At 30.5% G+C, this 26,166-nt stretch carries 15 protein-coding genes and 1 pseudogene; 7 read left to right on the top strand and 9 right to left on the bottom strand.

Annotated elements, in window-relative coordinates:
- Nucleotides 1–4: 4 nt before the first annotated feature.
- From BW723_RS18135 to BW723_RS03935, 3 genes and pseudogenes are all read left to right on the top strand, one after another.
- A pseudogene (locus BW723_RS18135) lies at nucleotides 5–457 on the top strand (Ig-like domain-containing protein); the annotation flags it as partial.
- Between the two features lie 54 nt (nucleotides 458–511).
- Complete coding sequence (locus BW723_RS03930; protein WP_068361996.1) at nucleotides 512–895, top strand: hypothetical protein; 384 nt, start codon at nucleotides 512–514, stop codon at nucleotides 893–895.
- Between the two features lie 155 nt (nucleotides 896–1,050).
- A complete protein-coding gene (locus BW723_RS03935; protein WP_068361993.1) occupies nucleotides 1,051–2,697 on the top strand; it encodes a tetratricopeptide repeat protein in 1,647 nt (548 codons plus the stop codon).
- Between the two features lie 20 nt (nucleotides 2,698–2,717).
- Here BW723_RS03935 and BW723_RS03940 read toward each other — a convergent pair whose 3' ends face one another.
- The 4 genes from BW723_RS03940 to BW723_RS03955 all read right to left on the bottom strand — a co-directional run bounded on the left by BW723_RS03940 (nucleotide 2,718) and on the right by BW723_RS03955 (nucleotide 9,720).
- Nucleotides 2,718–3,842, bottom strand: a complete 1,125-nt coding sequence (locus tag BW723_RS03940) for a glycerate kinase (RefSeq protein WP_068361990.1) — start codon at nucleotides 3,840–3,842, stop codon at nucleotides 2,718–2,720.
- 11 nt (nucleotides 3,843–3,853) lie between these two features.
- The gene (locus BW723_RS03945; RefSeq protein WP_068361987.1) at nucleotides 3,854–5,461 is read right to left on the bottom strand and encodes a sodium:solute symporter family protein; all 1,608 of its coding nucleotides are present in this window, start codon (nucleotides 5,459–5,461) and stop codon (nucleotides 3,854–3,856) included.
- A 34-nt stretch (nucleotides 5,462–5,495) separates the two neighbouring features.
- Nucleotides 5,496–6,800: an MGH1-like glycoside hydrolase domain-containing protein gene (locus BW723_RS03950; protein ID WP_068361984.1), complete on the bottom strand. Its 1,305-nt coding sequence runs from the start codon at nucleotides 6,798–6,800 to the stop codon at nucleotides 5,496–5,498.
- Between the two features lie 247 nt (nucleotides 6,801–7,047).
- The gene (locus BW723_RS03955) at nucleotides 7,048–9,720 is read right to left on the bottom strand and encodes a TonB-dependent receptor (protein ID WP_068361981.1); all 2,673 of its coding nucleotides are present in this window, start codon (nucleotides 9,718–9,720) and stop codon (nucleotides 7,048–7,050) included.
- Nucleotides 9,721–9,858: 138 nt separating this feature from the next.
- On the opposite strand from BW723_RS03955, the gene BW723_RS03960 reads away from it, so the two are divergent.
- The 4 genes from BW723_RS03960 to BW723_RS03980 all read left to right on the top strand — a co-directional run bounded on the left by BW723_RS03960 (nucleotide 9,859) and on the right by BW723_RS03980 (nucleotide 16,490).
- Nucleotides 9,859–10,884: a LacI family DNA-binding transcriptional regulator gene (locus BW723_RS03960; RefSeq protein WP_068363532.1), complete on the top strand. Its 1,026-nt coding sequence runs from the start codon at nucleotides 9,859–9,861 to the stop codon at nucleotides 10,882–10,884.
- A 160-nt stretch (nucleotides 10,885–11,044) separates the two neighbouring features.
- Nucleotides 11,045–13,246, top strand: a complete 2,202-nt coding sequence (locus tag BW723_RS03965) for a glycoside hydrolase family 3 C-terminal domain-containing protein (RefSeq protein WP_068361978.1) — start codon at nucleotides 11,045–11,047, stop codon at nucleotides 13,244–13,246.
- Nucleotides 13,247–13,265: 19 nt separating this feature from the next.
- The gene (locus BW723_RS17935) at nucleotides 13,266–14,834 is read left to right on the top strand and encodes a ThuA domain-containing protein (RefSeq protein WP_226789257.1); all 1,569 of its coding nucleotides are present in this window, start codon (nucleotides 13,266–13,268) and stop codon (nucleotides 14,832–14,834) included.
- A gap of 93 nt (nucleotides 14,835–14,927) precedes the next feature.
- Entirely contained in the window at nucleotides 14,928–16,490 is a 1,563-nt protein-coding gene (locus tag BW723_RS03980; protein ID WP_068361975.1) for an alpha-L-fucosidase, read from the top strand.
- A 361-nt stretch (nucleotides 16,491–16,851) separates the two neighbouring features.
- On the opposite strand, the gene BW723_RS03985 is transcribed toward BW723_RS03980, so the two are convergent.
- The 5 genes from BW723_RS03985 to BW723_RS04005 form a co-directional block, all read right to left on the bottom strand.
- Entirely contained in the window at nucleotides 16,852–18,432 is a 1,581-nt protein-coding gene (locus tag BW723_RS03985) for a hypothetical protein (protein ID WP_068361972.1), read from the bottom strand.
- 38 nt (nucleotides 18,433–18,470) lie between these two features.
- Entirely contained in the window at nucleotides 18,471–20,294 is a 1,824-nt protein-coding gene (locus tag BW723_RS03990) for a RagB/SusD family nutrient uptake outer membrane protein (protein ID WP_068363528.1), read from the bottom strand.
- Between the two features lie 70 nt (nucleotides 20,295–20,364).
- A complete protein-coding gene (locus BW723_RS03995; protein ID WP_068361969.1) occupies nucleotides 20,365–23,514 on the bottom strand; it encodes a SusC/RagA family TonB-linked outer membrane protein in 3,150 nt (1,049 codons plus the stop codon).
- Between the two features lie 391 nt (nucleotides 23,515–23,905).
- Nucleotides 23,906–25,129, bottom strand: a complete 1,224-nt coding sequence (locus BW723_RS04000) for a glycoside hydrolase family 117 protein (protein WP_068361966.1) — start codon at nucleotides 25,127–25,129, stop codon at nucleotides 23,906–23,908.
- A 6-nt stretch (nucleotides 25,130–25,135) separates the two neighbouring features.
- Nucleotides 25,136–26,149, bottom strand: a complete 1,014-nt coding sequence (locus BW723_RS04005) for an L-rhamnose/proton symporter RhaT (protein WP_068361963.1) — start codon at nucleotides 26,147–26,149, stop codon at nucleotides 25,136–25,138.
- Nucleotides 26,150–26,166: the final 17 nt, after the last annotated feature.

Raw genomic sequence — 26,166 nt, forward strand, 5'->3', positions numbered from 1 at the left:
AACGATGCCTTTTAAATTACTAAAAGCAAATTGGTGGAAAAGTAAGGAGTTTCCAAATGCAAAATACCCATATCGTTTATTTAGACAAAAAAAGGAATTAGAAGGTGAAACTGGTAATGAATGGGTTTTTACAGAATTGGTGAAATTTTATCAGCTTTGGAGCGATGTAAAAGGGACAAGAATTGATACCAAAACTACAGATATAGACATACAAGCTGATGCTTATGTAGATGGTAAAAAAATGTATTTGATTTTAAATAATATGGAAACTTCAGCACAAACACTAAATCTAAATATTTTAAATCTAGATAAAAACAATATTAAATCGATTACAGCCAAACATTTATATGAGGTGAATGAATTGCCTATTCTTGATTAAAGCAAGCTTGATAAAAACCTTAAAGAAATAAAAATAGGTAAAGAAGCAACTATCATTTTAACTTACGAATTTAAAAACAAGGTTAAGATTGATGAAATATCAAAAGAAACAAAAATTTATGCAGATACTTATTTGCAAAAAATAGAAGCTGACAAAGTAAATTCTTTTCAATTTAAAACTTCTGAACTTAAAAGAGGAAAATATGGTGAGTTAGTAATACGTTTAGGAATTGGGCGAGAGCATCCAAAAAATAATAGTGATTTTGTATACCCAGAAATATATTTTAATGGTACTAAAATTAATGTTCCAAAAGACTGGAGAGGTTATGACCAAAATACAAGAAAACGTTTCTTTGGTGTTTTAGAAATACCTGTTCCTTATCATTTAATCGATAACAATAAAACTTACAATAAAGTTGATATTACTTTCTCTAATAATGGTGGTTTTATAAGTAGTGTTGTTTTACAAAAGTTCGATTTTACAATAGATTTAAAAAGAACCAAAACTCCATTTTAGAATCTTAGTCATAAATAAAGTTACAAACAGACTGTATAAAATCTAAACATTTCTAATTATTTAAGCAATTGTAAAATCTAATTCTAAATTCGAACTTACCTTTTAGATTATTTTTAATAATTTGCTTTTTATTAAGATGATAACTAAAAAAATGTATGAAATTTAATGATATTAATAATAATCATTACTTAACAAATAAATACTTTCTTGGTTTTTTATTGCTTTTTCTGGGCTGTACTTTTAAACATTACAGTCAAGATAAAAAGGTGAAAGACCCTTTATATAATAAGGCATTATCATTAAAATTTAGCAATCAAGACAGTGCAATTTATTATTTTAAAAAAGGTTACAATCTAAGAATTGCTCAAAAAGACACTGTTGGTGCCATACAACAATTAATGGGCCTTTCTGATTTATATTCGCACAAACTCAATTACGAAAAGTCTTATGATGGCTATTGGAAAGCACTTTTATTAGCAGAAAAATCTAATGATTCTATCTCTAAATCTAAAATTTATATTGGTTTAGGTTGGTTATACAGCTTTTATAAAAGAGATAAAAAGGCGATTGAATATTTTAATAAATCATCTGCTATTAGAAAAGGGTTACATCAACTGAAAAAAATCCATAGAAGTTATTTATCTCAAAACTATTTTGCTTTTGTTTGTCATTATAGAACCAACAACAACTTTTCTAAAGCACGTTTGTACTTAGATAGTTTAAAGCAGGTAAAAGACTCTTACTTAAAATCTAGCAAGAGTTTTTATTATGAATCAGAATTTGGGTATTTGGCTTCTCTTGATGGCAATCATAAAACTGCATTAAAAAAATTATATCGTTCCAAAAAATATTTCGAGAACAGTAATCCATCATATTTAGTGGTTATTCATACGCTTATTGCAAAAGTATTTCTTAGAATGAATGATGATAAAAATGCTGAAAAACATTTTAGAAAATCATTAAAAATTTCTGAAACATATAACAGTCATTTAAATTATAAACTCGATGTTTACAATCAACTGTATCAATTAAGTTTAAAAACGAATAGATATAAAAAAGCGATAGATTACTTATTAAAAGCAAAAGATTTAGACCATAAAATATTCGGAATTAACAGTCTAGAAAACGCGCCTCTTTTCGAAATAAAAGATCAATATAGAATTGAAAAAGATAAGCAAACTCAGCTTTTTAATCAGCAAAAAATTAAAGAATTAGAACACGAAGATAAAATATGGTTTTTACAAAGTATTTTGTTAAGTATTACCATAATTTCTCTAATTCTCTTCGGATATTTTTACTTTCAAAAAATTAGAGAAAAGCATAAAAACGAAAAAAATCTTTTAAAAGAAAAGCAAAAATTAGAGCTTAAAAAACAGAAAGAAATTATTGAAATTAAGAACAAAGAATTAACAGAATCTGCACTCAGAATTATTGAAAAAGACGAATTTATAGACAGTATAAATAGAAAGTTAAAAAATGAGAGCGGTAAAATAGATGTTAATATTATTAAACGTATTATTAGAAATATACAAGGTAATTCTAAAAGCAATTGGTCTGAATTTGAAGCTAGATTTACCAGTATAAATCAGAGTTTTTATGAAGAATTAAAAACTAAATTCCCAAATTTAAGACAATCTGATTTAAAATTATGTGCGCTTGCAAAATTGAATTTCTCTAGTAAAGATATGTCTAAATTATTAGGGATTTCTGTAGAAAGTGTGCATACTTCTAGAAGTAGATTACGTAAAAAATTAGGCTTAAATAGAAACGATAATTTAGAAGAATTTATAAATAACCTTTAATTTATTGCATCAGAAAAAAACTAAATTTCTTTGTCTAAAAAATTGTTAACTAATTGTTTTAAATAGATTTTTGTATTGGTTACAGCATCATTAAAATCTTTGGCAACACTCATAATATCATCAGCATAAAGAATACCAATACTATCTAATTCTTTCTGATTCATTTCTACTTTTCCACAAAAAGCGGCTACTTTTACAGCATCCTTTTTGGCAGATTCTAATACGCCTTGTATCGTTTTACCAGACAACGTTTGGTTATCTAATTTACCTTCTCCAGTAATAATCCAATCTGCATTTTTTATTTTTTTATCGAAAATAGCAAGGTTTTTTATCAACTGAATTCCGGGTTCTAAAGAGCCGTTCAAAAATAATTTCGAGGCAATTCCCATTCCACCTGCAGCACCTGCTCCTTTTACAGCTTGTACATCTGTAGTAAAAACATCATTTAAAACTTTAGCAAAATCTTCTAACCCTTTATTTAGTAAAATAATTTCTTTTTCTGATGCTCCTTTTTGCGCACCATAAACAAAAGCAGCTCCGTTTTTACCATATAAAGGATTGGTAACATCGCAAGCAATTTTAAAATCTACATTGCTAATTCCTTGTTCAATTTCTGAGGCGTTTATCGATTTAATTTTAGATAAATTTGCACCTACTGGCTTTACTAGATTATTATTTTCATCTAAAAATTGATAACCCAAAGCAGCAGCCATTCCTATTCCACAATCGTTAGTTGCACTGCCTCCAATACCTAAAATAATAGTTTTTGCGCCTTTATTTATAGCATCAGCAATCATTTCTCCTGTACCAAAAGTAGTGGCATTTATACAATCGAATTCAGATTCATCTAACAGCTTAACCCCAGAAGCTTCTGCCATTTCTATAAATGCAGTTTTAGAATTTTCTGAATATAAATACGAAGCTTTTACAGGTTTAAAAAAAGGATTGTTTACAGTTATTTCTATCACTTTTCCTTTTAAATAGAAGTTGACAACTTCAATTGTACCATCTCCACCATCTGCCAGCGGAAGTTGTACAACCTCTATGTTAGAATTTTTTGTTAGAATTTCTTTTTCTATTATTTCGCAAAAGTCTAAACCTGTTAGCGAATTTTTAAACTTATCTGGTGCTATAACAATTTTCAAAACTGAATATTTTAACTTAGAAAATTAACTAAAAACATTGCTAAAATTACAATGATGATAAAGTAACCTAATAATAGTGCAACTTCTTTTTTACCTCCTTTATAAAACACCACTTCTAAGCCTTCTTTTGTTTCTCTTTTTATAAGTAAACTAACTGTATACGCTACAAAAATTGTTACAAAACAGCCAATTGCATTCCACCAAAACCAAAATACATCTGGCACATACAACCATAAATACATATTAAAAGCAACACCTGCAACTATACCAATATTGGCACCTAATGCGTGTGTTTTTTTGGTTAAAATTGCCAAGATAAAAGCAGCTAAAATTGGTCCATAAAAAATAGAACTTATTTTATTAATAACTTCAATTACAGTACCTTCTATACTACCCGCAAAAAAGGCGAAAAACAAACAAACTAATCCCCAGAAAACAGATAATAATCTTGAATAAGACACATATTGTTTGTCTGACATATTAGGTTTAAATCTTTTGATAAAATCTTCTAAAGAAACTGCAGACAAAGAGTTTACAGTAGAACTTAAAGAAGACATTGCAGCAGACATTATTGCTACTATTAAAATACCAATAATACCATTTGGCAAATATTTAATGATAAAAACTGGCACCATTAAATCTGCTTTTTTACCTTCTAAACTACCAATATTAGACTGGTAAACGCTATCCATTAAAGATTGAAAACTTGCATCTTGCAACAATAAAGTACCTAAAACTAACCCCATAATACAGTAAGTTAAAGTAATAGGAAAACGTAATAAACCATTGGCTAATAATAGTTTTTTAATGGTTGGTAAACCTTTGGCAGACAATAATCTTTGAGATTGTGTTTGGTCTGTACCATAATAAGAAGCGTACAAAAAGAAACCACCAATTACCATTGGCCAGAAACCAAATTCATCGTTTTTATCAGCATTATTAAAACCCCATTTAGAAAAATCTACTGCTGTTAATCTTTCTTGGTCTACGTTGGTTAAGAAATTTTCGAAACCACCAAGCTCGCTAATTCCGTAAATTAAACAAACTACAATACCAAAAAACAGAATACACATTTGTATTACATCTCCCCAAATAACAGCTTTCATACCACCTTGAAAAGAATAAATCATTGTAATAATCCCGATAATTAATACAGAAATCCAAAAATCGATACCTACAGTTGCTTGCAGAATTAGTGCCATTGTATACACCATAACTCCTGTTGCAACAGATCTACTAATTTGAAAAACAAAACTGATTAATAATCTTGATGAAGCATCAAAACGTTTTTCTAAATACTCATAAACACTTACAATACCTGAATTATATAACGTAGGAATTATAGCAATTAATAAAAAAGCCATTGCTAAAGGCACACCAAATTCGTACGTTAACCATTGTAAACCTCCACCTTCTTTTAAACCTACAAAAGCAGGCGCAGAAATAAAACTTATGGCAGAAAGTTGAGTTGCCATTGTTGATAAACTCAGTGGAAACCACCCCATGGACTGTCCTCCTAAAAAGTAATCTTTAGAGTTTTTATTTTCTTTAAAGAAGTACCCAATTCCTAAAAAACCTAAGAGGTAAACTACAATAATTATGTAATCTATATAATTCATAATTCTATTTTTTGTGCTTGGTTAAAAGTATCGTTTAATTATTTAACATATCTAACAATAAAGCTGCACTCCACGAAAAATCTCCACCACCATAACCAGCTTTACCATTGGTATGCATTTCTTTTCTAGAATCGAAATACTCATAAAACCCATTTTTTTCTACAATACTAATGGTGTCTTGTTTCACTCGTTCTGAAACATCATTGTAACCATAATTTTTTAATCCGTAGAAAAGCATCCAATTTAAATTTACCCAAACTGGTCCTCTCCAATATTTTTTAGGATTAAAACGATCGCTATCAGGATCGAAAGAAGCACATAAATATTGATGTTCTCCTCCAAATTTCTCTAACATTACTTTTACCATTTTATCTGCTCTTTCTTGCGATGGAATGTTTGCAAAAAGTGGCGAAAATGAAGATGATGTTAAATGTCTTAATGGTTTTTCGTTTCTTAAATCATAATGAATATATGCTCCTAATTCATCATCAAATAATTTATCTTTAAAAGATTTTATACTTTGTTCTTGCCATTTTTTAAGTTGATCAATTTTATCAGCATTACCTCCAATTTCTTCGTATAAATTAATTAAACTTTCGTTAGATTTTATCAGCATTGCATTAAACAAAGGATCTTGCACTAAAAAAGGCGATAATTCCGCTATTTTTTCATCACTATAATTATTGGCTTTTGCAATTTCTATAATGTGTAAATAATGGTCATATTCTCTTTTAGATGGTCTTTCTGAAGCATCTACGTGTGTAGTATCTCTTCTTTCAAAAGTATATTCTGGCGGATTCATAGTTGCCCAAATATCATCCCAAATTGGAGAATTATCTGTACCAGATTCCCAGTTATGATAAATATACACTAAACCTTCGTTTTTAGGATCTCTGTTGTTGTAAAAATACTCGTGATTAAAATATACTTTATCAATTACAGTTTTTAAATATTGTAAAGTTTGTGATTTATCCTTGCTAATTTTATACATATCTTCTAACACAAAACCTGTTACTGGAGGCTGTGTCATTCCTGTTGATTTATATTTTTTTGATGATAATGGGTGCAACTCTGAACGATGAAAATTTGCACCAGGAAAATAACTATCATTCTCGGTATGAAAAATTATGTGAGGAATAAATCCGTTGTCCCATTGCGCATCTAACAAAGTTTCGATTTCTTTTTCTGCGTTTTGCATATTAAAATGCGCTAAACCAATGGCTATAAAACCAGAATCCCATTTCCATTGAAAAGGATATAAATTTGCACAAGGTATACTAAAACTACCTTTCCAGTTGTTATTTAAAATTTCTTTGGCTTTTTCTTGTAAGTTTTCCATTTTTTAAACTGTATTGAATTCTTTTTTTTGAATTAAAACTCACTAATTAACAACAATATTAAGCAGTGAGAAACCTAATAAATAATGATATTGAATAATTGATGTACTATTGAATTGTATTACTCTTCAGTAATTTTCTTTTTATAAAATTGCAATTTTTAAAATATGTTTTGTAAAAACTCACTACTCAAAAACTACTTTTAAGCAGTGAGAAAAACTAATAAATAATAAAAATTGTGTGGGGGAATTAAAAGTTAAAAGTTGCTGTTAAAAACATTCTTCTTGGTAAAATTGGTCTACCAAAGAAAAACTCTGCATCTCCTGCTTGGTTTACATTTCTTGGATCTCCTTCTGTAACACCAGAATCATCAAATAAATTAAATACAGAGAAACCAATTCTTAAGTTTTCATTACGATCCTCGTCATTATTTAAATTAAAAGTGTAACCTGCCCCTATTCTAAATATGTTTATAGCTTCTAATTCCACATTATTGTTATCTGCTGTAAATTTGCTTCCTGTATGGTTTAAAGTAAACTGCCCATCAAAATTACTATTGTCATAATGTAAACCCATACTTGTTAAAAAGTTTGGTTGTCTCGCCAACTCATTTCCCACATTTACTTCTGATGAACCACCAGTAACTAAATCTTCGTCTGTGTTTTTAGTAATTTCGTGATCTTGATAAGTTGCAGAACCTCTAAAATCGAAATTCTTAGTTAATTTATAAGACCAATTTGCTTCTAATCCTAAAGTAGATGTACTTTGCTCTGATCTTGTTAAATCTACTAAAGTACCATTTACAAAACCTTGAGTGATTTTTATTCTGTCTTTTAAGTTTACATAATAAGCAGCTAAAGAACCAGATAATCTTTCTGTACCTAATTTTGCTCCAACTTCAAATTGTGTAATTTTTTCTGAATCGTAGTTTGTATTTGGTATCCCAGCAACTGGTGCAAAACCTCTAATTTGTGGAAAGAAAAACCCTCTAGAAAAGTTTGCATATAAGTTTACATTATCTGTTAAATTATGCAATGCTGCTAATGATAATGCCCAATCTGTAGCTTCTACATCTGCTCTTACAAAACTACCATCTGCATATTGTACGTTTGCTAAATCTGCTGTTAAAGTAGCATCATCATACACTGTACTGCTTACAATATTACCTTTGCTAAAAGTACCTTTTGTACTTTCTATTCTTATACCAGCATCAAAACGCCATTTATCAAAAACCATTTCATCCGTTAAATAAAATGCAGTTTTAGATTGCGATAAGAAGTTGTTAGAAGTCATACCAATTCTGTTATATAAACCACCCTCTGAATAAGTTACATTATTACCACTAGCATTTACATAACTTAAATTTACCAAACGAGGATTATTATTAAATTCTGATAAAACTCTGTATTGATAATTTACATCTTCTGCTTCTGTTCTTGCTAAATAAACACCTGCAGTTATGTTATGACTACCAGCATCTGTTTCTACTGTTTTTGTTAAAGATGCTTCACCAGAATAATCTGTCATTGGTCTTAAACGATCTATATGTAAATTTTCTACCACTAAATCATTTGCATTTACAGCACCAATTCCTCCTTGATATTGTGCTGTATAACCTAAGTTACCTGGAGCCACATTGTTAATATAATCACCTAAAGTTAAAGGATTATTGTAAGTTCCATTTCCACCAACATACAATGCAAAATTATGTTTATAGCTTGCATATTTTACTTTGGATTTAAACTTTAAATCATCAGCAAAATTATAGTTAAAATCTGCCATTACATATCCGCCTTGGGTAGAAACACCATCTTCAATTGGACTTTCGTAAGCACCACCTGCAGTTAAAAAAGAAGTATTTGCTAACTGACCAGATAATAATTGAGAAACAGCTTCACCATCATTACCTGCAATTCTATTTCTGTTACCATCTAAAGGTAAAGGCATAAAAAATTGCGCATTATCATTAATCATTTGTCCATGAACTGTAAAAGAACCATTTTCGAATTTCTTTTTAATATTTGCTCTAAACTGTACCCCTTTTGTTGGCATACCAGTTTCAATTGGTCCATCATCTTTTCTTACAAAACCTGTAAATGCATAGTAAGTATTAGAATCTTCGCCACCTAATTTACCACCTGTGTAAAAATCAGTTTTTAATCTTCCTTTGTCTGCCCATTCAACATTTATTAGGTTTTCGTCATTAGAATCACCGGTTTTACTTGTGTAGTTAATGATACCTGCTACAGAACCTGCACCATATAAAACAGCTGCTCCACCTCTTACAAATTCAACTCCTTTAAAACCAACATCTGGTCTTGCATACACATCGTGTGCAGAAGAGTTTAATCCGAAAGTACTCATTAACGGCATTCCATCATATTGTAAAGGGTTAAATACATACTGACCACCAGAGGGTAAACCTCTTACAAAAACGTTAGAAGCTGTTTCACCTCCACCACCTTCTGCAGTAATACCAGGAATACTTCTAATGATGTCTGCTTGTGAATTTGCAGATAGTTTAGTAATCTCTTTTTGTTTTACAGAACTAATAGACATTGGTGTTTCTTTTTGAGATCTAAAAGTTGCAGATGCTGTTAAAACTACTTCATCTAATTGAGCTCCTCCTTCTTCTAAAACAACATTTACAGTTAAAGAAGATCCATCTAAATTTACTGCTTTTTCAAAAGTCTTATACCCAATATAAGATACTTGTAAAGTTTGATTTCCAGTACTTGTTGTTGTAAAGTTAAAATTCCCATCAAAATCAGAAGATCCACCAGAAGTGGTTCCTTTAATTATAACACTTGCACTAGGTATTGGATTACCAGAAGTGTCTTTTATTGAACCTTTAACAACAGTCTGCGCTTGCATTGCAGAAAAGCCAATAATGCAAATTAATGTTAGTAATATTTTTTTCATGTTTTAAGAATTAGTTAATTATGAAGTAAATTTATTGACAAATACATTATTTTTTTACTGTTTTATTACGAAAATACAACGCAAACGTTTGCGGGAACGTTTGTTTTATTTACTTTTATGAAATTAATATTATTTTTTATGAAAAAAGAGGTTACAACACTAAAAAAAATAGCCCAACTACTTGAAGTTTCCACATCTACAGTTTCTAGAGCTTTAAATAATCATCCAGATATTAGTGAAGAAACAGCTATCAAAGTAAAAAAATTAGCAAAAAAACTGAACTATATGCCAAATATTTTTGCAAAAGGATTTAGGCAACATAGAACAAATATTATTGGTGTAATTGTACCTAATATACTTTCTTATTTTACATCATCTATATTAAAAGAAATACTACTACAAGCAGAAACAAAAGGCTATAGGGTTATTATTTCTGAATCTAATAATGATATTAAAAAAGAAAAAGAAATGTTACATACTATGCTTCAATTTGGGGTAGATGGAATTTTAATGTCTTTAACAAAACACACTGTTGATGTTGAACCCATTTTATATGCATTAAATCAAAAACCATTAATTCTGTTTGATAAAGTTTCTAGAAAAGTGCCTTGCACTCAAATAATTATTAATGGTGAAGAAGCTGCTTTTAACGCTGTAGAACATTTAATTAATATTGGTAAAAAACGAATTGCAATTCTTAAAGAGTTTGAACAATCTTACAATTCTGAAAAACGTTTTCAAGGTTATTTAAGAGCTTTAAAAACAAATAATATTCCTGTGGATGAAAAACTAATCTTAAGTACAGATGATATTTCTTTAAAAAAAGGAAGAAGATTAACAAGCCAATTAATTAGTTTAAAAGATAAACCAGATGCCATTTTTTCTATTACAGATGCTGCAGCAATTGGTGCTATACAAACCTTAAAAAAATTCAATTTTAAAATTCCTGATGAAATTGCTGTAATTGGTTTTAGTAACTCACTAAGCTCAACAATTGTAGAGCCTAAACTTACAACTATAGATCAGCCAGGTAATAGAATTGGAGAAATGGCAGTAAAATACATCATCGAAGAAATTGAAGAACCAAAAGAAAATTCGACAAGTAAAACCATAGAAATTAAGACCAATTTAATTATTAGAGACTCTACTTTACTGTCTATTTAAAGGATTTTTTCTATAACATAAATCTCTAAACTTCTAAAGCAGTTTTATTTAACTGTTTTAGAAATCAATTTAATAACAAATAAGTTACCCTAATTAAACCATTTGTATTACTTACTATCAAAATAAAACTTGACCTTTAAAGTTTAAAACAAACTTTAAAATGAAAAAATTATATTTATTCGTTTCAATAATTTTATTGAGTTTATTTATCAGCTGTAAAAAAGAAGCACCAAATAACACAACAGATAAAGAAATTCAAGAACCAAAATTTGCTTGGAATAATACTTCTTTTACCATTAATGAAAGAGTAAATAAGTTAATTGCAGAAATGACATTAGAGGAAAAAGTTTCTCAAATGTTAGATGTTTGTCCTTCTATTGAACGCTTAGGAATTCCTGAATACAATTGGTGGAATGAAGCTTTACATGGAGTTGCAAGAAATGGTAGAGCAACCGTTTTTCCGCAAGCAATAGGTTTAGGGGCTACTTTTGATCCGGATTTAATTTTAAAAGTTGGTACTGTAATTTCTGATGAAGCTAGAGCAAAGTATAATGAAGCCATTAAAATTAATAACAGAAGTAGATATGCTGGTTTAACTTTTTGGTCGCCAAACGTAAATATTTTTAGAGATCCAAGATGGGGTCGTGGACAAGAAACTTATGGAGAAGACCCTTTTTTAACCAGTAAAATTGGAGTTTCTTTTGTAAAAGGTTTACAAGGCGATGATCCTAATTATATAAAAGCTGCAGCCTGTGCAAAACATTATGCTGTACATTCTGGACCAGAAGAATTTAGACACAGTTTTAATGCTGTTGTTAATAAAAAAGATTTATTCGAAACTTATTTGCCTGCTTTTGAAGCTTTAGTAAAAGAAGGAAATGTAGAAGGTGTTATGGGTGCATACAACAGAACTTTAGGAGAACCTTGTTGTGGAAGTCCCTATTTATTGCAAGATATTTTAAGAGAAGATTGGGGTTTTAAAGGTTACATCGTTTCAGATTGTGGTGCAATTGCAGATTTTCATAGATTTCATAAAGTAACTCAAACTCCAGAAGAATCTGCTGCTTTAGCCTTAAAAAGCGGAACAAATATTAACTGTGGTAATGTGTATAAAGTTTTAGAAAACGCATTAAATCAAGGTTTAATTACTTTAGAACTATTAGATACAAGATTAAAAGAAAACTTAATAACACGCTTTAAATTAGGAATGTTCGATCCTATAGGTACAAATCCTTATGATCATATAACTGCGGATGTTGTTGACTCTAAAGAACACAGAAAAATTGCTTTAGAAGCGGCTCAAAAATCGATTGTTTTACTAAAAAACAAGAACAATATTTTACCTTTAAAAAAGGACATTAGAACCTTATATGTTGTTGGCCCAAATGCTTCTAACGAAGAAGTTTTATTGGGTAATTACTACGGATTAACAAGTAATACACAAACTATTTTAGACGGAATTGTGGGTAAAGTTAGTCCAGGAACAAGTATCAATTACAAATCTGGAGTGTTGCCTTTTAGAGAAAATGTAAATCCTATTGATTGGTCTACAGGAGAAGCAGGAGAATCTGATGTTTGTATTGCAGTTATGGGAATTTCTGCACTTTTAGAAGGTGAAGAAGGTGAAGCAATTGCCTCTAGCGAAAAAGGTGACAGAACAGGAATTAAACTTCCAGAAAATCAAATTAATTACATTAAAAAAATTAGAAGTAAAACCAAAAAACCAATTGTTTTGGTGTTAACTGGTGGTAGCCCAATTGCAATTCCTGAATTGTATGATTTAGTAGATGCAGTTTTATTTGTTTGGTATCCAGGAGAAGAAGGTGGTACTGCTGTTGCAGATGTTATTTTTGGTGATGTTTCTCCTTCTGGAAAACTACCCATTACTTTTCCTAAATCTGTAAGTCAATTACCTGCTTACGAAGATTATAATATGAAAGGTAGAACATACAAGTATATGAAAGAAGAACCTTTATTTCCTTTCGGATTTGGTTTAACTTATACCAATTTTGAATATAAAGATTTACAAATAAATGATAATTATAAAACCACAGTTACTATTTCTAACACAGGTAAAGCTGATGCAGAAGAAGTGGTGCAATTGTATATCAGTTCTCCTTTGGCTGGCGAGAAAGATCCTATTTACGATTTAAAAGCATTTAAACGTGTATTTGTAAAAGCAGGAACATCAAAAACCATCACTTTTAATTTATCTAAAGATAGTTTTCATCAATTTAATGAAGGTGGTAGTAAAGTTATCAGAAAAGGAGCTTATCAACTTTATGTAAATGGCGCTTTACCATCAGAAAGAAGTGAACTTCTAGGAAGTTCTAAAGCCATAAAAACAACAATAAACTTTTAAAAATCAACATTAAATCATTATGAAAAAAATACTATTTGCTGTTTTAGCATTTTCTTTAATTATTACAAGTTGTAAGGCAAAACAAGAAGTTAAAATTATAAAAAAAGAAAAAAAGAAAGTTTTAATTTTTTCTAAAACCAATGGCTGGCGACATAAATCTATAGAAGCAGGAATTGCAGCTATTAAAAAATTAGGTATAGAAAATAATTTTTTAGTAGAAGCAACAGAAGATTCATTGCAATTCAATTATCAGAATTTAAAAAAATACAAAAGCATTATTTTTTTAAATACTACAGGTAATATTTTAAACACAGTACAAGAAAAAGATTTTGAAAAATATATACATGAAGGTGGTGGTTTTGTAGGTATTCACTCAGCTTCAGACACTGAATACAAATGGCCTTTTTACGCAGAAATGATTGGCGCTCAATTTAAATCGCATCCAAAACAGCAAAAGGCTAAATTAATTGTTCATAAAGAAACAAATCATCCTGCAATAGCACATTATGGTGATTCTTTTGAACATTTTGATGAATGGTACAACTTTAAAAAACCAGTAGCTAAACACGTAAATGTGTTATTAGAATTAGATGAAAGTTCGTATTCTGGCGAAAGAATGGGAACAAAACATGCTATTGCTTGGTATCATCATTATGAAGGTGGTCGTGTTTTTTATACAGGAATGGGACATGGAAAAGGTACTTTTTTAGATGCAAAATTTATACAACATTTAAAAGAAGGAATTTTATGGTCTATGGATAAAACAGATGTTGCAATCAACAAAAACGGAGAAGATTTACTAGATTCAGATTTATCTAAATGGGATGTTTGGATGGGAGCTGTACACCCAAGTGTTGATATTGATTTCGAAAAATCTAAAAATGTAAATACAGGAAAACCAATGGGATTAAACAATGATCCTAAAAAAGTTTTTTCTGTAATTAAAGAAAATGGCGAAAATGTTTTAAAAATTACGGGTGAAATTTACGGTGGTTTAACTACCAAAAACGTCTATGGAAATTATCATTTTACTACTCAATTTAAATGGGGAGAAAAAAAGTGGGAACCTCGATTAAAAAGTAAAAGAGATAGTGGAATTTTATACCACGCCCAAGGTGTTCATGGTGCTTTTTGGAACGTTTGGATGGCTAGTTTAGAATACCAAGTGCAAGAAAGTGATTGTGGCGATTTTATAGCTCTAGGTAATGTTTATGGTGATACTCCTGTTGAAGAAAAAACTCGTAAAAATGGTAAAAAATATTTTGTGTACCATCCAAAAGGTAAAGTAACTCCTTTAAAATGGGGTAAAAATTTTAAAGCAGGCCAAGCTAGTAAATCTTCTTTACACGAAAACCCAAATGGAGAATGGAATACCTTAGAAATTTACTGCTTAGGCACAGAAAGTATTCACTTGGTAAATGGTCATGTCGTAAACCGAGTTAAGAATGCAAAATATGATATTGGAGGCCAAACAATTGCTATTGATAAAGGTAAAATTCAGATACAATCTGAAGCTGCTGAAGTTTATTATAAGAACATAAAAATTACACCTATAACTAAATTTCCAACAATATTAAATGGCCTATAATTATCTGATAAATAAATTTTTACATTATGATAAAAATCATACTAAACCCTGTTTATTTTAAATAATTTTAGCTTTAAACTAAAAAAAATAATAATGAAATTTTTAAAAACGACTACGCTAATACTAATTATTTCTCTATCATTATTTTCTTGTAAAACAAGCAAAAAAGAAGCAGAAACTGCAACAAAAAAGTATACTGCAGATTGGGAATCGTTAAAACAACACGAAACACCTGAATGGTTTTTAGACGCCAAATTTGGTATTTATTGTCATTGGGGACCTTATTCTGTACCAGAATATGAAAACGAATGGTATGCACACTGGATGTATGTTAACAAAGATAATCCTGAAGCTAAAAATGGTGAAGCTAGTAGATTTTACAAATATCATACAGAAAAATATGGATCGCTAGACAAATTTGGTTACAAAGATTTTATACCAATGTTTAAAGCAGAAAAATTTGATGCTGCAGAATGGGCAGATTTATTTCAAAAAGCAGGAGCTAAATTTGCGGGGCCAGTTTCTGAACACGCAGATGGTTTTGCAATGTGGGACAGTGATTTAACAAAATGGGATGCAAAAGAAATGGGACCAAAACGTGATGTTATGGGTGAATTATCTGCAGAAATTCGTAAACGTGATATGAAGTTTATTGCAACTTTTCATAGACAATGGTTGTATGGATGGTTCCCAACTTGGGATGAAACTACGGATGCTTCAGATCCAAAATATGCTGGCTTATATGGTCCAAAAGTAAAAAAAGGTGATTTTCAATATCCATATAATCCACACGAAATTGATGAAGGCGTTGAAAGATATTATCCGCTTGCTGATAAAGCATTCAATGACGAATGGCTAAACAGATTAAAAGAAATTATTAATAAATACAACCCAGATTTGGTTTGGTTTGATAATAAAATGGATGTTGTAAGTGAAGAACATAGAAAAGAATTTCTAGAGTTCTACTATAATCACGCAGAAAAAAATAATCAAGAAGTAGTATCAACCTATAAATTTTATGATTTTGCAAAAGGAACCGCTGTTTTAGATTTAGAACGTTCTAGAATGAAAGAAAAACAACCTTTCCCTTGGTTAACTGATGATTCTATAGACTGGAAGTCTTGGTCTCATATTAGCAATCCTAGGTATAAATCTACAAATAGATTAATCGACTTTTTAGTTGATGTTGTAAGTAAAAACGGTGCAGTTTTATTAAATATTACTCCAAGAGCAGATGGTACAATTCCTGAACCTGTTAAAGAACGCCTATTAGAAATGGGACAATGGTTAAAAATAAATGGTGAAGCCATTTACGGTACCAGAACTTTTGATATTTATGGAGAAGGTGATGCAGCAATTGTAGAAGGCCATTTAAGCGAAGAAAAAAATGCAGATAATACATCAAAAGACATTCGTTTTACAACTAAAGGAGACATATTATATGCAACTGTTTTAGACTGGCCAAAAGATGGTGAATTAAAAATAAGATCACTTAAAGAAGGAAGTGAATTGTACCAAAACGAAATTTCTTCAATAGAAATGTTAGGTAATAAAGGTGAATTAGAATTTAATAGAAATCAACAAAATTTAGTAATTAAATTACCAAATAAAGTAGGTAATTTTGCTTATTCTTTTAAAATAACACCTAAAAAATAGATTTAAATAACCGATTATTATTAGATAGTAAGCGAAGCTTAAAAAATTAATAAGATTCTTACTTATTATAAGTATCATAAACAAAAAAAGAGGCTTCTAGCAAAGTCTCTTTTTTTGTCTTTAAATATTTAATATGTTTATTAAAACTGCATAAAACTGTAGTTTTATAGCTAAAAAAAAGCCTAGAAATACTAAGGTCATATATACCTAACAATGTAATGTAGTAGAATGATAAACATAAGTAAATAAAAGCTTCTAAGACTAAATTAGCTCAAAAAATTAAGTAAAATGTAGGCATAAAAAAACTTGTGAAGTTACCCTCACAAGTTTCTAAATACATATTAATTAAAACAATAAACTTCTATCTCTCGTCTACTTCCATAATACGAATATCATCTATGTATAAGGTACCAGTACCATTATGTCTTAAATAAAATTCATAATCATTTGCAGTAGCTCCTGCTGTATATCTACCACCTGGACTAACTGTTACCCAAGTATCAGCTGCAGCACCTGCAACTACATTATTCCAAAATTGGTTTTTGGTTGATCCATCTTGAGCTATCCATGGACCATTCATATTTATAACTGAACCAGGTGTTTTGTAAATTTTATATTCAATTTGATAAACTCTTCCTGAAACAAGAGAATATTGATCAATTAAATTTGTAAAACCAGACCAATTTCCAGATGCAGTAACTTCGAATTTTAAACTTGTAGTTCCACTCGCAGCAACATCTGTAGATGGTGACACACTTGTTGTAGACATATCTTTACCATCTGTAGTTACAGCAACCCAATTTGTACCTCCGTCTTCAAAGTCATATAAAACAGCTTCATGTTGAAACATTTTTACTGTAGTTGTACCAAAAGCAACAGGGCTTCTTGTATCTGTAGACTCAAGAGTTCCATTCCCATCATAAGCTACAGTAATAACGTCATTTCTATAAATAGGTTCGTTGAAGTTTAAATCAAGGAATGTAGCATCATCACTATTAATAGTTAAACTAAAATTAGTTGTAGCTGTACCGTTTAAAGTAACTGCAAAGTACTGTTCTTGATTTGCAAACGGACTAAATTCACCATTAAATGGTATTTGAATGGTTTGGTCTTCTAATTCATTAATATCACCAGTTAACACAAATGGTTGACTTGATGGAATTACTTTAATTGGAGCCGTAATTTTTAAAGTTGCAGAACTAGAAGGTATGTTATTCGCTTGTCTTCTAATAATTACATTATTATCTGTAAAAGTTCCTAATTTCTTTAAAATAATTGATGGATTCTGCTCTAAGCTCACAGAACCTGCAACATTCCATTGCCAAGCATCTGGTCTACCAATTGTTGTTTCATCAAAAAAGTCTAAAGAATCTCCTGCCTCAACATAAATTGTATCTTGCCCAACGTGATTTAAAACCACACCTTTCTGTTCAATTCTAATTTCTGGAACAATTTTATCGTAAACATCTACAATAAAAGTAGTATCAATAACCCATAAATTACCTTCTTGTTTAGAACCATATCTTAATCCATCTGGTCCTCGAAAAGTAACACTATCTGGAAAAGTATTGTACAATCTTACAGACTGTAAGCCTGATTCTTTAAACCAAACACTTATTGTTTTATCTTCTGTAGAACCAGAACCAGCAATAAATTCGTTTGTAATTGAATCTAAACGCCCTATTGGGTGTTTTAAAAAGTAATTCCCAGCACCAATTTCCCATTTATGACTTAATGAACTCTGTGATAAGTCAGAAAAAGTAATATAATCATTTATTCTAGCATCTAACACACCTTCAGTATCATTAATATACCAAGCTACGTCAGAAAATGAATTAGGCGCTTCATACTCTTCATTGTTATTTGTACAAGCCACAAAAAGCAAGCCCATAACAATAAGAAAAGTGGCAAAAAATTTAATTTTAATATTTGTTTTTTTCATCTCTTTAATTTTAATATTTATAACAAGTTATTGTTAAATTACTGACCTTCATAAAGTCTTGGGTTAGCAGTTTCTTCACTGTTTGGTATTGGCCAATACGCATGAAGCGCTTCTACATAGTTACCTGAAGCTTCTACAAACTCTTTCCAAACTGTATGTGGTCCACCAGCATCTAAAGTTGTAGGCACATCACTTAAAATAGAACTCCATCTTGTAGAAGGTTCACCTTTTTCTGTTTCATAATAGTAATGATCTCTATAATAAACCCTTGTAGATAAATCTTGGAAACGTTCTTTAGTGATTCCCCATCTACGTAAATCTAAAGTTCTAATTGCATGTCCTTCTGCAGATAATTCTAATGGTCTTTCTACATACATTAAATGCTCCATCAAAGAATTAGCATCGTAAGTAATATTATCATGATCGTTACCTGGGTATTCTCCAGTACCATCTAAACCTAATAAACGCACTCCAGAACGTCTTCTAACTCTATTAATATAGACTAATGCTTCATCTACTCCTGCTCCATTATTACCTCCTTCAATTAAACATTCAGCATACATTAAATAAACATCAGCTAAACGAATTAAACGCACGTTAACACCAGATCTTGGTGTAGTAGTAAAAAATGTAGCGTCTTGCTCCGTTTCTACAACATCCCAGTTTGTATATTTTCTCCAGTAAGAATGTTCATTATTATTAAAAGCGGTTGCTTGTGCTGTTGTTTTTTGATAATATTCTGCATCTTCATCATTAACTAAAGCAATAGAAGCAGAAGTACGTAAAGAAAAAATTCTTGGTCCTGTTTCATAAACTACATCTCCATTTGTATCAGTTTCTGGTAAACCATTAGCTAAACGTTTAACTCTTGTAACTGTGTTTCTTGGATCTTGCATATCTAAAGGATCTTTTTGATACTCGATATTTAACCAAAGTGCTGGATATGCACTTCTATAACCACCAACTGGGCTAAAAGAAAAGTTTAAGTTATTAGAGGTTTGCTCATCATCATTTATACCAATATCATCTTTATGATTAATAGAATAAGGCACCTCTAAAATAGACTCTTCATTAAACTCATCTCTAGTTGTAAAGTTACTTCCAATATCTGGTGTTAAACTATAATTATAATCTTCTATAACAGATTTAAAATATTCTGCAGCCATAGCGTAATCTCCATCATATAAATAACTTTTACCCATTAAAGCTGTTGCTGCACCTGCAGTAAAACCTCCTAAACTAGTAACGTTTTTTGGTAAATTTTCTTCTGCAAATTTAAGATCTGCTAAGTAAAATTGTTGAATTTGATCTTCTGGTGCTACTGGTTGATAAAAATCTTCTTCAGATTGTGGCACATAATCGAAAAGTGGTACAGAACCATTATTAAAACTACTATGCAAATAGAAGTAAAACAAACCTCTTAAACCTCTTGCTTGTGCTAATATTAATGTTGCTGTTTCAGTATCAGTTTCACCAAAACCTGACATCAACTTTTCTGTATTTACGATTACTTGGTTTGCTCTAAAAATACCTTCATACAAAGCTTCCCATTTTCCGTTTGGTGCTCCAGAAGAATTGTTAAAAGTTTGCAACCAATATACATTACTTGTATTTGGTCTTCCCCAACCTGGAAAAGTCATATCACTTCTATTTAACTCATCTACTGCTCTAACTATGTTTATGTTTTTATAAGAATTGTAAACGGCAACTAAACCCGTTTGTAAATCATTAATGTTTTTCCAAAAACTAGCCGTTGATAATTCATTAGGATTTACCTCATCAAGAAAATCATCACTACATGAAGTTCCTGTAACAGCAAAAACTAACAAAAGTATAATACTATTGTAAATATTTTTTTTCATGTCTTTAACTTTTTGTTTATCTCTATTTAATATTTTTTTATTTCTCATCGTGTAAAAGTTTAAATTTTAATTAAAATGAGAATTGTGCTCCTACTCTAAAACTAGAACTTACAGGATAATTACCCCTATCTAAACCTCTTGTTGCTAATGAGCTTGTACCTACCTCAGGATCATAACCAGTATAATTAGTTATAGTTAATGGATTTTGAGCAGATACGTATAAACGTATTTTACTTAATCCTGAAGGTTCTATATACTTTTTGTTAATAGTATAACCTAAAGTAATATTCTTAAGTCTTACAAATGTTGCATCTTCTAACCAATAGTCTGTATACCCTCTTGCATTTGCATGATCTCTACCTCTAAATGTTGGAATATTAGAATCTGGATTTGCAGGAGACCACATATGTACTAAATCTTGGTGATTACCCATTTTGTAAGCATATGCTTTACTACCATTCATAATCTCGCCATTAAAAGCGCCATACCATTGCATTGCCAAATCGAAACCTTTATAACGAGCTCCAAAGTTAAAACCTACTGTAAAAGCTGGGTTACCACTACCTGCAAATTGACGGTCGTTTAAATCAATAACACCATCACCTGCATCTGCAACTCCATCTCCATCAGTATCTTCTGTTAAAGCATCTACATATCTTAAATCTCCTAAATTAGCATTACCACCAACCATTGGGTTATAAGCATCTAATTCTTCTTGAGTTTTAATAATACCATCCGTTTTAATTAAAAAGAAAGACCCTGCTTCATAACCTTCTGCTACAACAGAAACTAAATCTTCATTTGGTACACCTTGTACAACTGTACTATTAGAAAGATATAATACTTTGTTAGCACCAGCCATTTTTGTTACTTCATTTTTATTTTTAGTAAACGTTGCTCCAGCATTCCAAGAGAATTTTCCTTTATGTCTGTAATTTGCAGACCACTCCATACCTCTGTTTGTTAAATCACCAACATTTAAAATTACAGTTTGATTTAAACCTGCACCTGTTGTAGGTGGTAATAAAAGAGGTAATAATAAATCTTCTTTATTCGTTTCATAAACGTCTCCACTTATGGTTAATTTATTTTTGAACATCCCTAAATCAAAGCCGACATTTCTTGTAACTTGAGTTTCCCATTTTACTTCACTATTAGCAAAACTTGTTTGTGTTGCTCCAGATGAAACTACATCTCCTGTTTCAGGACCAGTAACATAATCTTTAGTTAAAGAAATTGTTGCTGCATTACTGTATGGTGTAAATCTATCATTACCCACAGTACCAATACTTGCTCTTAATTTTAAAGAATTTGCTACACTTTTAATAGGGCTCCAGAAATTTTCATCAGAAATATTCCAACCAAGAGAAACAGAAGGGAAAGTTCCATATCTGTATTTTTCACTAAACTGAGAAGAACCATCATATCTAACACTACCACTTAATAAATATTTTCCTTTGTAATTGTACTGTACTCTTCCTAAAAGACCTAAAAGAGTTTGTGTATTATTATTCCAAACGCTACCAGAACCAGAATCTCCATTACTAATAGCTCCTCCTAAATCTGTAACTGCGTTATTAAAAATATCATATCTTAAAGCGTAGAAATAAGAACGTTCAGCTTTTTGAGCTGAATAAGCTGCTGTTGCTTGTACATTATGGCTACCCCAGCTTTTCTTAAAGTTTAAAATGTGTTCTAAAGTAAACCTAGAATATCTACCACTTTCGTTACGAACATAAGATCTTGTATACGTGTTTGGCTGTACTAATTCTCCTTCAAAGTTATAAACCACAATAGATGGTCTAATTTTTTCTCTGGTATTATTAGTGTATGATGCACCACCTCTTAATGTGTAAGAAAGGTTTTTATTAAAGTTAAAACGGGCAGAAATGTTACCATTTAAATTTTCTATATAATCGATATCTGTTTGTAAAAAAGTAGCTAAGTTTCTTGCAGTATCACTTGCATCATTATCTTGACCATCGTTTTGAACACCAGACTCATTAAGTTCTAATTCAATTTGATTACTATAAGGATTGTTTTTAATAGCTCTTAAGGCTAAATCGTAAGGCGATCTTTCTCTTTCTTCTATTCTAAACCCTATACCTGTAGAAACATTCCATTTTCCTTTACGATATTGAGTATTTGCTCTTACGTTAAATCTATCGTAACCAGAGTTAATTAACATACCTTCTTGATTAAAAAATGAAGCATTAATATTGTATGTTAAACCTTCTTTTCCCCCAGAAATGCTAAGATTATGGTTTTGGATAGGCGCGAAATCGTTTTCTACTACGTTTACTAAATTAGAGTTGTTAGTTAATTGATGAGGCCCATTTACAATAGATGTCCAAGTTTCACCAAAATATGTACCATTTAATGCTGCTTTAGATAAGTGTAAAGCATATAAATAATCTTCAGTTTCCATTAATGGAACACCAGATGTAATTTGTTGCATACCATAATACGTATTTGCACTCATTTTCATTACACCTTCTTTACCTTGTTTGGTTGTAATTAAAATTACACCACCTGCACCTCTTGTACCATAAATAGCTGCAGAAGCTGCATCTTTTAAAACATCGATTGTTTCAATTTCATCTATACTTAGTTTAGGGTCTGTATCAAAAGGAATACCATCTACAACATAAAGTGGCGAACTAGAACCTACAATAGAACTAACCCCACGAATTACTACATTAGATTCTGCACCAGGAGAACCATCTTGTGCTGTAACTGTAACCCCAGCAATTTGTCCTTGTAAAGCTGTACCTAAATCCGCAGTTGCATTTAATGCTAATTCTTCGTTTTTAATTTGCCCAACTGCACCTGTTACTTCTTTTCTCTTTTGCGTACCATAACCAACAACTACAATTTCATCTAAAGTAGAAGCGTCTTCTGCTAATACTACATCTACTGTTGTTTTGTTTGCAACTATAACTTCTTTAGAAGCATACCCTAGAAAAGAAAAAACTAATGTTTTACCTTTATCTACTTCAAGAATATAATTACCATCGAAATCTGTAATTGTACCTGTTCTAGTACCTTTAATGTTTACAGTTGCTCCTGGTAATGGTTCTCCACCTCCAGTAACTACACCACGAACTGTAACTTTTTGAGCATAGATTGCACTAACACTCATAAAAAATGTAAACATTAAAAGAATCGATTTTAATCGCAATTCCTTGAATTTCTTTTTTTCAAGTAAATTAATCTTCATTTTATTTATTTTTTGGTTTATTCAAACAAATATTGAATTATTCTTGTTTTTTAAGGGCGTTAAATGTTCTATTTAAGAAAACAAATTGACAAACAATAAAAATTGACAAATTTTAAAAAAAAACATAAATCATTGAAAAACTGAAACATACAACAAATTTCATTGTTTTTATATTAGAAAAAAGGGTCAATATAACACATATTACGATTAATTTTATAAACATTTACTCTATAAAATTAATTTAACTCTCAAACTAACCTACGCTATAAAATTTAGTTAAAGTTTAATGTAAAATCAATAAAAAATCCTATCAAAAGATAATTTTGACAGGATTTAAACAAAAAACCACTAATAATATTTTAATGATTTACATCAATAAAATAGACTTTAATTACTGTTTCTTTTTGGCTCCTTCTTTATAAGATCCGTGATTCTTTTTAGTTTGGGTAGTAAAACCTCTTATATATTGGTAATCCCAAGTTTTGTATTCATGAGTTAATCCCCAACGTAAAATTTCTGTTGGTTCTTTTTCATTATCTGCAGTTCTATTTAAACCTATTGCATGAGGTGCATCTTTTACAGCTCCTTTAATTTCAAAATTAATTCCATCAGGAGACCATTGTACAGTGTTTCTCTCTGGGCCGTCAGTAGTAATTAATGATGTAATTCCGCCATTATAAGGCCAAACACAAATTTCGTGACCACTATTAGAAATAGGATTATAAGGCGATTTTACATAAGGCCCTTTAGGATTGTCTGCAATAGCAACTCCATGTCTTATTTGACGACCACCAAAAGTTACTTGCTCTCCCATTTGCTCTCCTTTATAATACAAATAGAATTTACCTTTAAATGGTAAAATACAAGGATCGTGTACTTTATGACTATCAAAATCTCCTTTTTTAACTACAGATCTACGATCTTGTAAATCATCTCCTAACCATTCTCCATTATCAGCAGGGCTTAAGATTGGTTCTTTGCTCTTAGTCCAAGGTCCATTTGGCGAATTAGACCAAGATAAACCTACCTGATTTTTTACTCTTTTGTTATATGGAGATTTTACAGTTTGGTAGCATAAATAATACATTCCTTCGAACTCCATAATTTCTACAGTAAATACAGAACGATCATCATAACTCCCTTTTTCGCCACGCTTTACTGCAACACCTTCTTCTTTCCAAGTTATTCCGTCTTTTGATGTAGCATACCAAATATCACATCTATCCCAAGGAAAAACTTTAACTTTTTCTATATCACCAATAAAACCATCGGTTTTACCTGTGCTTTTAGAATACCAAACATAATATAAACCATTGTGTTTTATTATTGCACTTGGGTCTCTTCTTACAACTCCTTCTTCGTAAGCCAAATCTCCTTTTAAATCGTGAATTTTATGTTCAAAATACCAATCGTTTGTAGCATCTTTTGGCCAATTTAAGGCTCTTTTAGATGCTGCACTTAACTTGTCTTTATTGGTGATTCCTAAAAAATCTTGTTCTTCATCAGAAATTACTATTTTTTCTTTTTGAATTTTACTATCAGTTTTACTTTGTTTATCACAAGAAAAAAATGAAACAAACAAACACAAGAATAATAATTGACCAAATCTTTTCATTATCTATTATTTTAAACTGTTACTATATGCTACAATTACAATACCCACAACCATACAAATTAAACCAAAGTATAAGAAACTTTTGGCTTTGTTAGATGCTTTTACCCACTCTTTGGTTATTAAACCACTTACAATTGCAGTTACAACACAAGCTGTATTAAAAATTGCATAACCTACTGTGTTACCACTTTCGCCTAATTTATAAGCTGCGTAAGCAAATAATGCAGATGCTGCATAATGAAAAACTGCCATTACTAAAATTAAGACAAAGTTTTTACCAAAAGCTGGTGTTTTAAAAGAACCCCACGCTTTTTTCTGAGACAATTGCCACAAGAAATAAGCTGTCATTACAATACCACCACTTAAAAATATTGGAAACATTACTGCAACTGCTGTTACCCATTCTGGATTACCAGCTGCTTGAGAAGCTTCATGTAAATAAGGTCTACCTGCTGCATTAGCATAACTAAAACCTGTTGCTAATAAACCACCAATTACTGCAATTAAAATACCAGTAACCATAGAACCTTTTCCGTCTTTTTGCTCACCAGATGCAGCTTCGTCTTTTTCTCTAATTAATCCTGCTTTTCCGTTTGCAAAAACACCAATAAGTACTACAAATAAACCTACTAAAATTGTTGTAAATATGTTAGTTGCAGGTAAATCTTCTTCTAAATAAGGTAATAAAGAACCTACTAAAAGAATGGTACCTATAAACAATGAAAAACCTAAAGAAAGCCCTATATGATTGATGGCTTTACCCCACATCATCACTCCAATTCCCCAAAGAAAACTGGTTAAACCCATTTTAATCCAAATATCTGATGGCATATTGCCAAAAATGTCTCCAAAACCACTAATTAATGATACTGAAGCTACAATAGGAACCACAAACATAGTTAACAAGAAAAATAAACTCCACGTATTTTCATACTTAAAATCTTTAGTAAATTTTTCTGGAAGCGCATATAAGCCCAACATTAATCCTGCAAAAATTGCCAGCAATACTCCTTCAATCATAATTATTAGTTTTTAGT

Source organism: Polaribacter reichenbachii, assembly GCF_001975665.1.
GTDB lineage: Bacteria > Bacteroidota > Bacteroidia > Flavobacteriales > Flavobacteriaceae > Polaribacter > Polaribacter reichenbachii.

What these genes read in the sequence shown, in the direction of transcription:
- BW723_RS03935 (WP_068361993.1), top strand. Translation starts at nt 1,051, where the DNA reads ATGAAATTTAATGATATTAATAATAATCATTACTTAACAAATAAATAC.
- BW723_RS03945 (WP_068361987.1), bottom strand. Translation starts at nt 5,461, where the DNA reads ATGAATTATATAGATTACATAATTATTGTAGTTTACCTCTTAGGTTTT.
- BW723_RS03950 (WP_068361984.1), bottom strand. Translation starts at nt 6,800, where the DNA reads ATGGAAAACTTACAAGAAAAAGCCAAAGAAATTTTAAATAACAACTGG.
- BW723_RS03955 (WP_068361981.1), bottom strand. Translation starts at nt 9,720, where the DNA reads ATGAAAAAAATATTACTAACATTAATTTGCATTATTGGCTTTTCTGCA.
- BW723_RS03960 (WP_068363532.1), top strand. Translation starts at nt 9,859, where the DNA reads ATGAAAAAAGAGGTTACAACACTAAAAAAAATAGCCCAACTACTTGAA.
- BW723_RS03965 (WP_068361978.1), top strand. Translation starts at nt 11,045, where the DNA reads ATGAAAAAATTATATTTATTCGTTTCAATAATTTTATTGAGTTTATTT.
- BW723_RS17935 (WP_226789257.1), top strand. Translation starts at nt 13,266, where the DNA reads ATGAAAAAAATACTATTTGCTGTTTTAGCATTTTCTTTAATTATTACA.
- BW723_RS03980 (WP_068361975.1), top strand. Translation starts at nt 14,928, where the DNA reads ATGAAATTTTTAAAAACGACTACGCTAATACTAATTATTTCTCTATCA.
- BW723_RS03985 (WP_068361972.1), bottom strand. Translation starts at nt 18,432, where the DNA reads ATGAAAAAAACAAATATTAAAATTAAATTTTTTGCCACTTTTCTTATT.
- BW723_RS03990 (WP_068363528.1), bottom strand. Translation starts at nt 20,294, where the DNA reads ATGAAAAAAAATATTTACAATAGTATTATACTTTTGTTAGTTTTTGCT.
- BW723_RS03995 (WP_068361969.1), bottom strand. Translation starts at nt 23,514, where the DNA reads ATGAAGATTAATTTACTTGAAAAAAAGAAATTCAAGGAATTGCGATTA.
- BW723_RS04000 (WP_068361966.1), bottom strand. Translation starts at nt 25,129, where the DNA reads ATGAAAAGATTTGGTCAATTATTATTCTTGTGTTTGTTTGTTTCATTT.
- BW723_RS04005 (WP_068361963.1), bottom strand. Translation starts at nt 26,149, where the DNA reads ATGATTGAAGGAGTATTGCTGGCAATTTTTGCAGGATTAATGTTGGGC.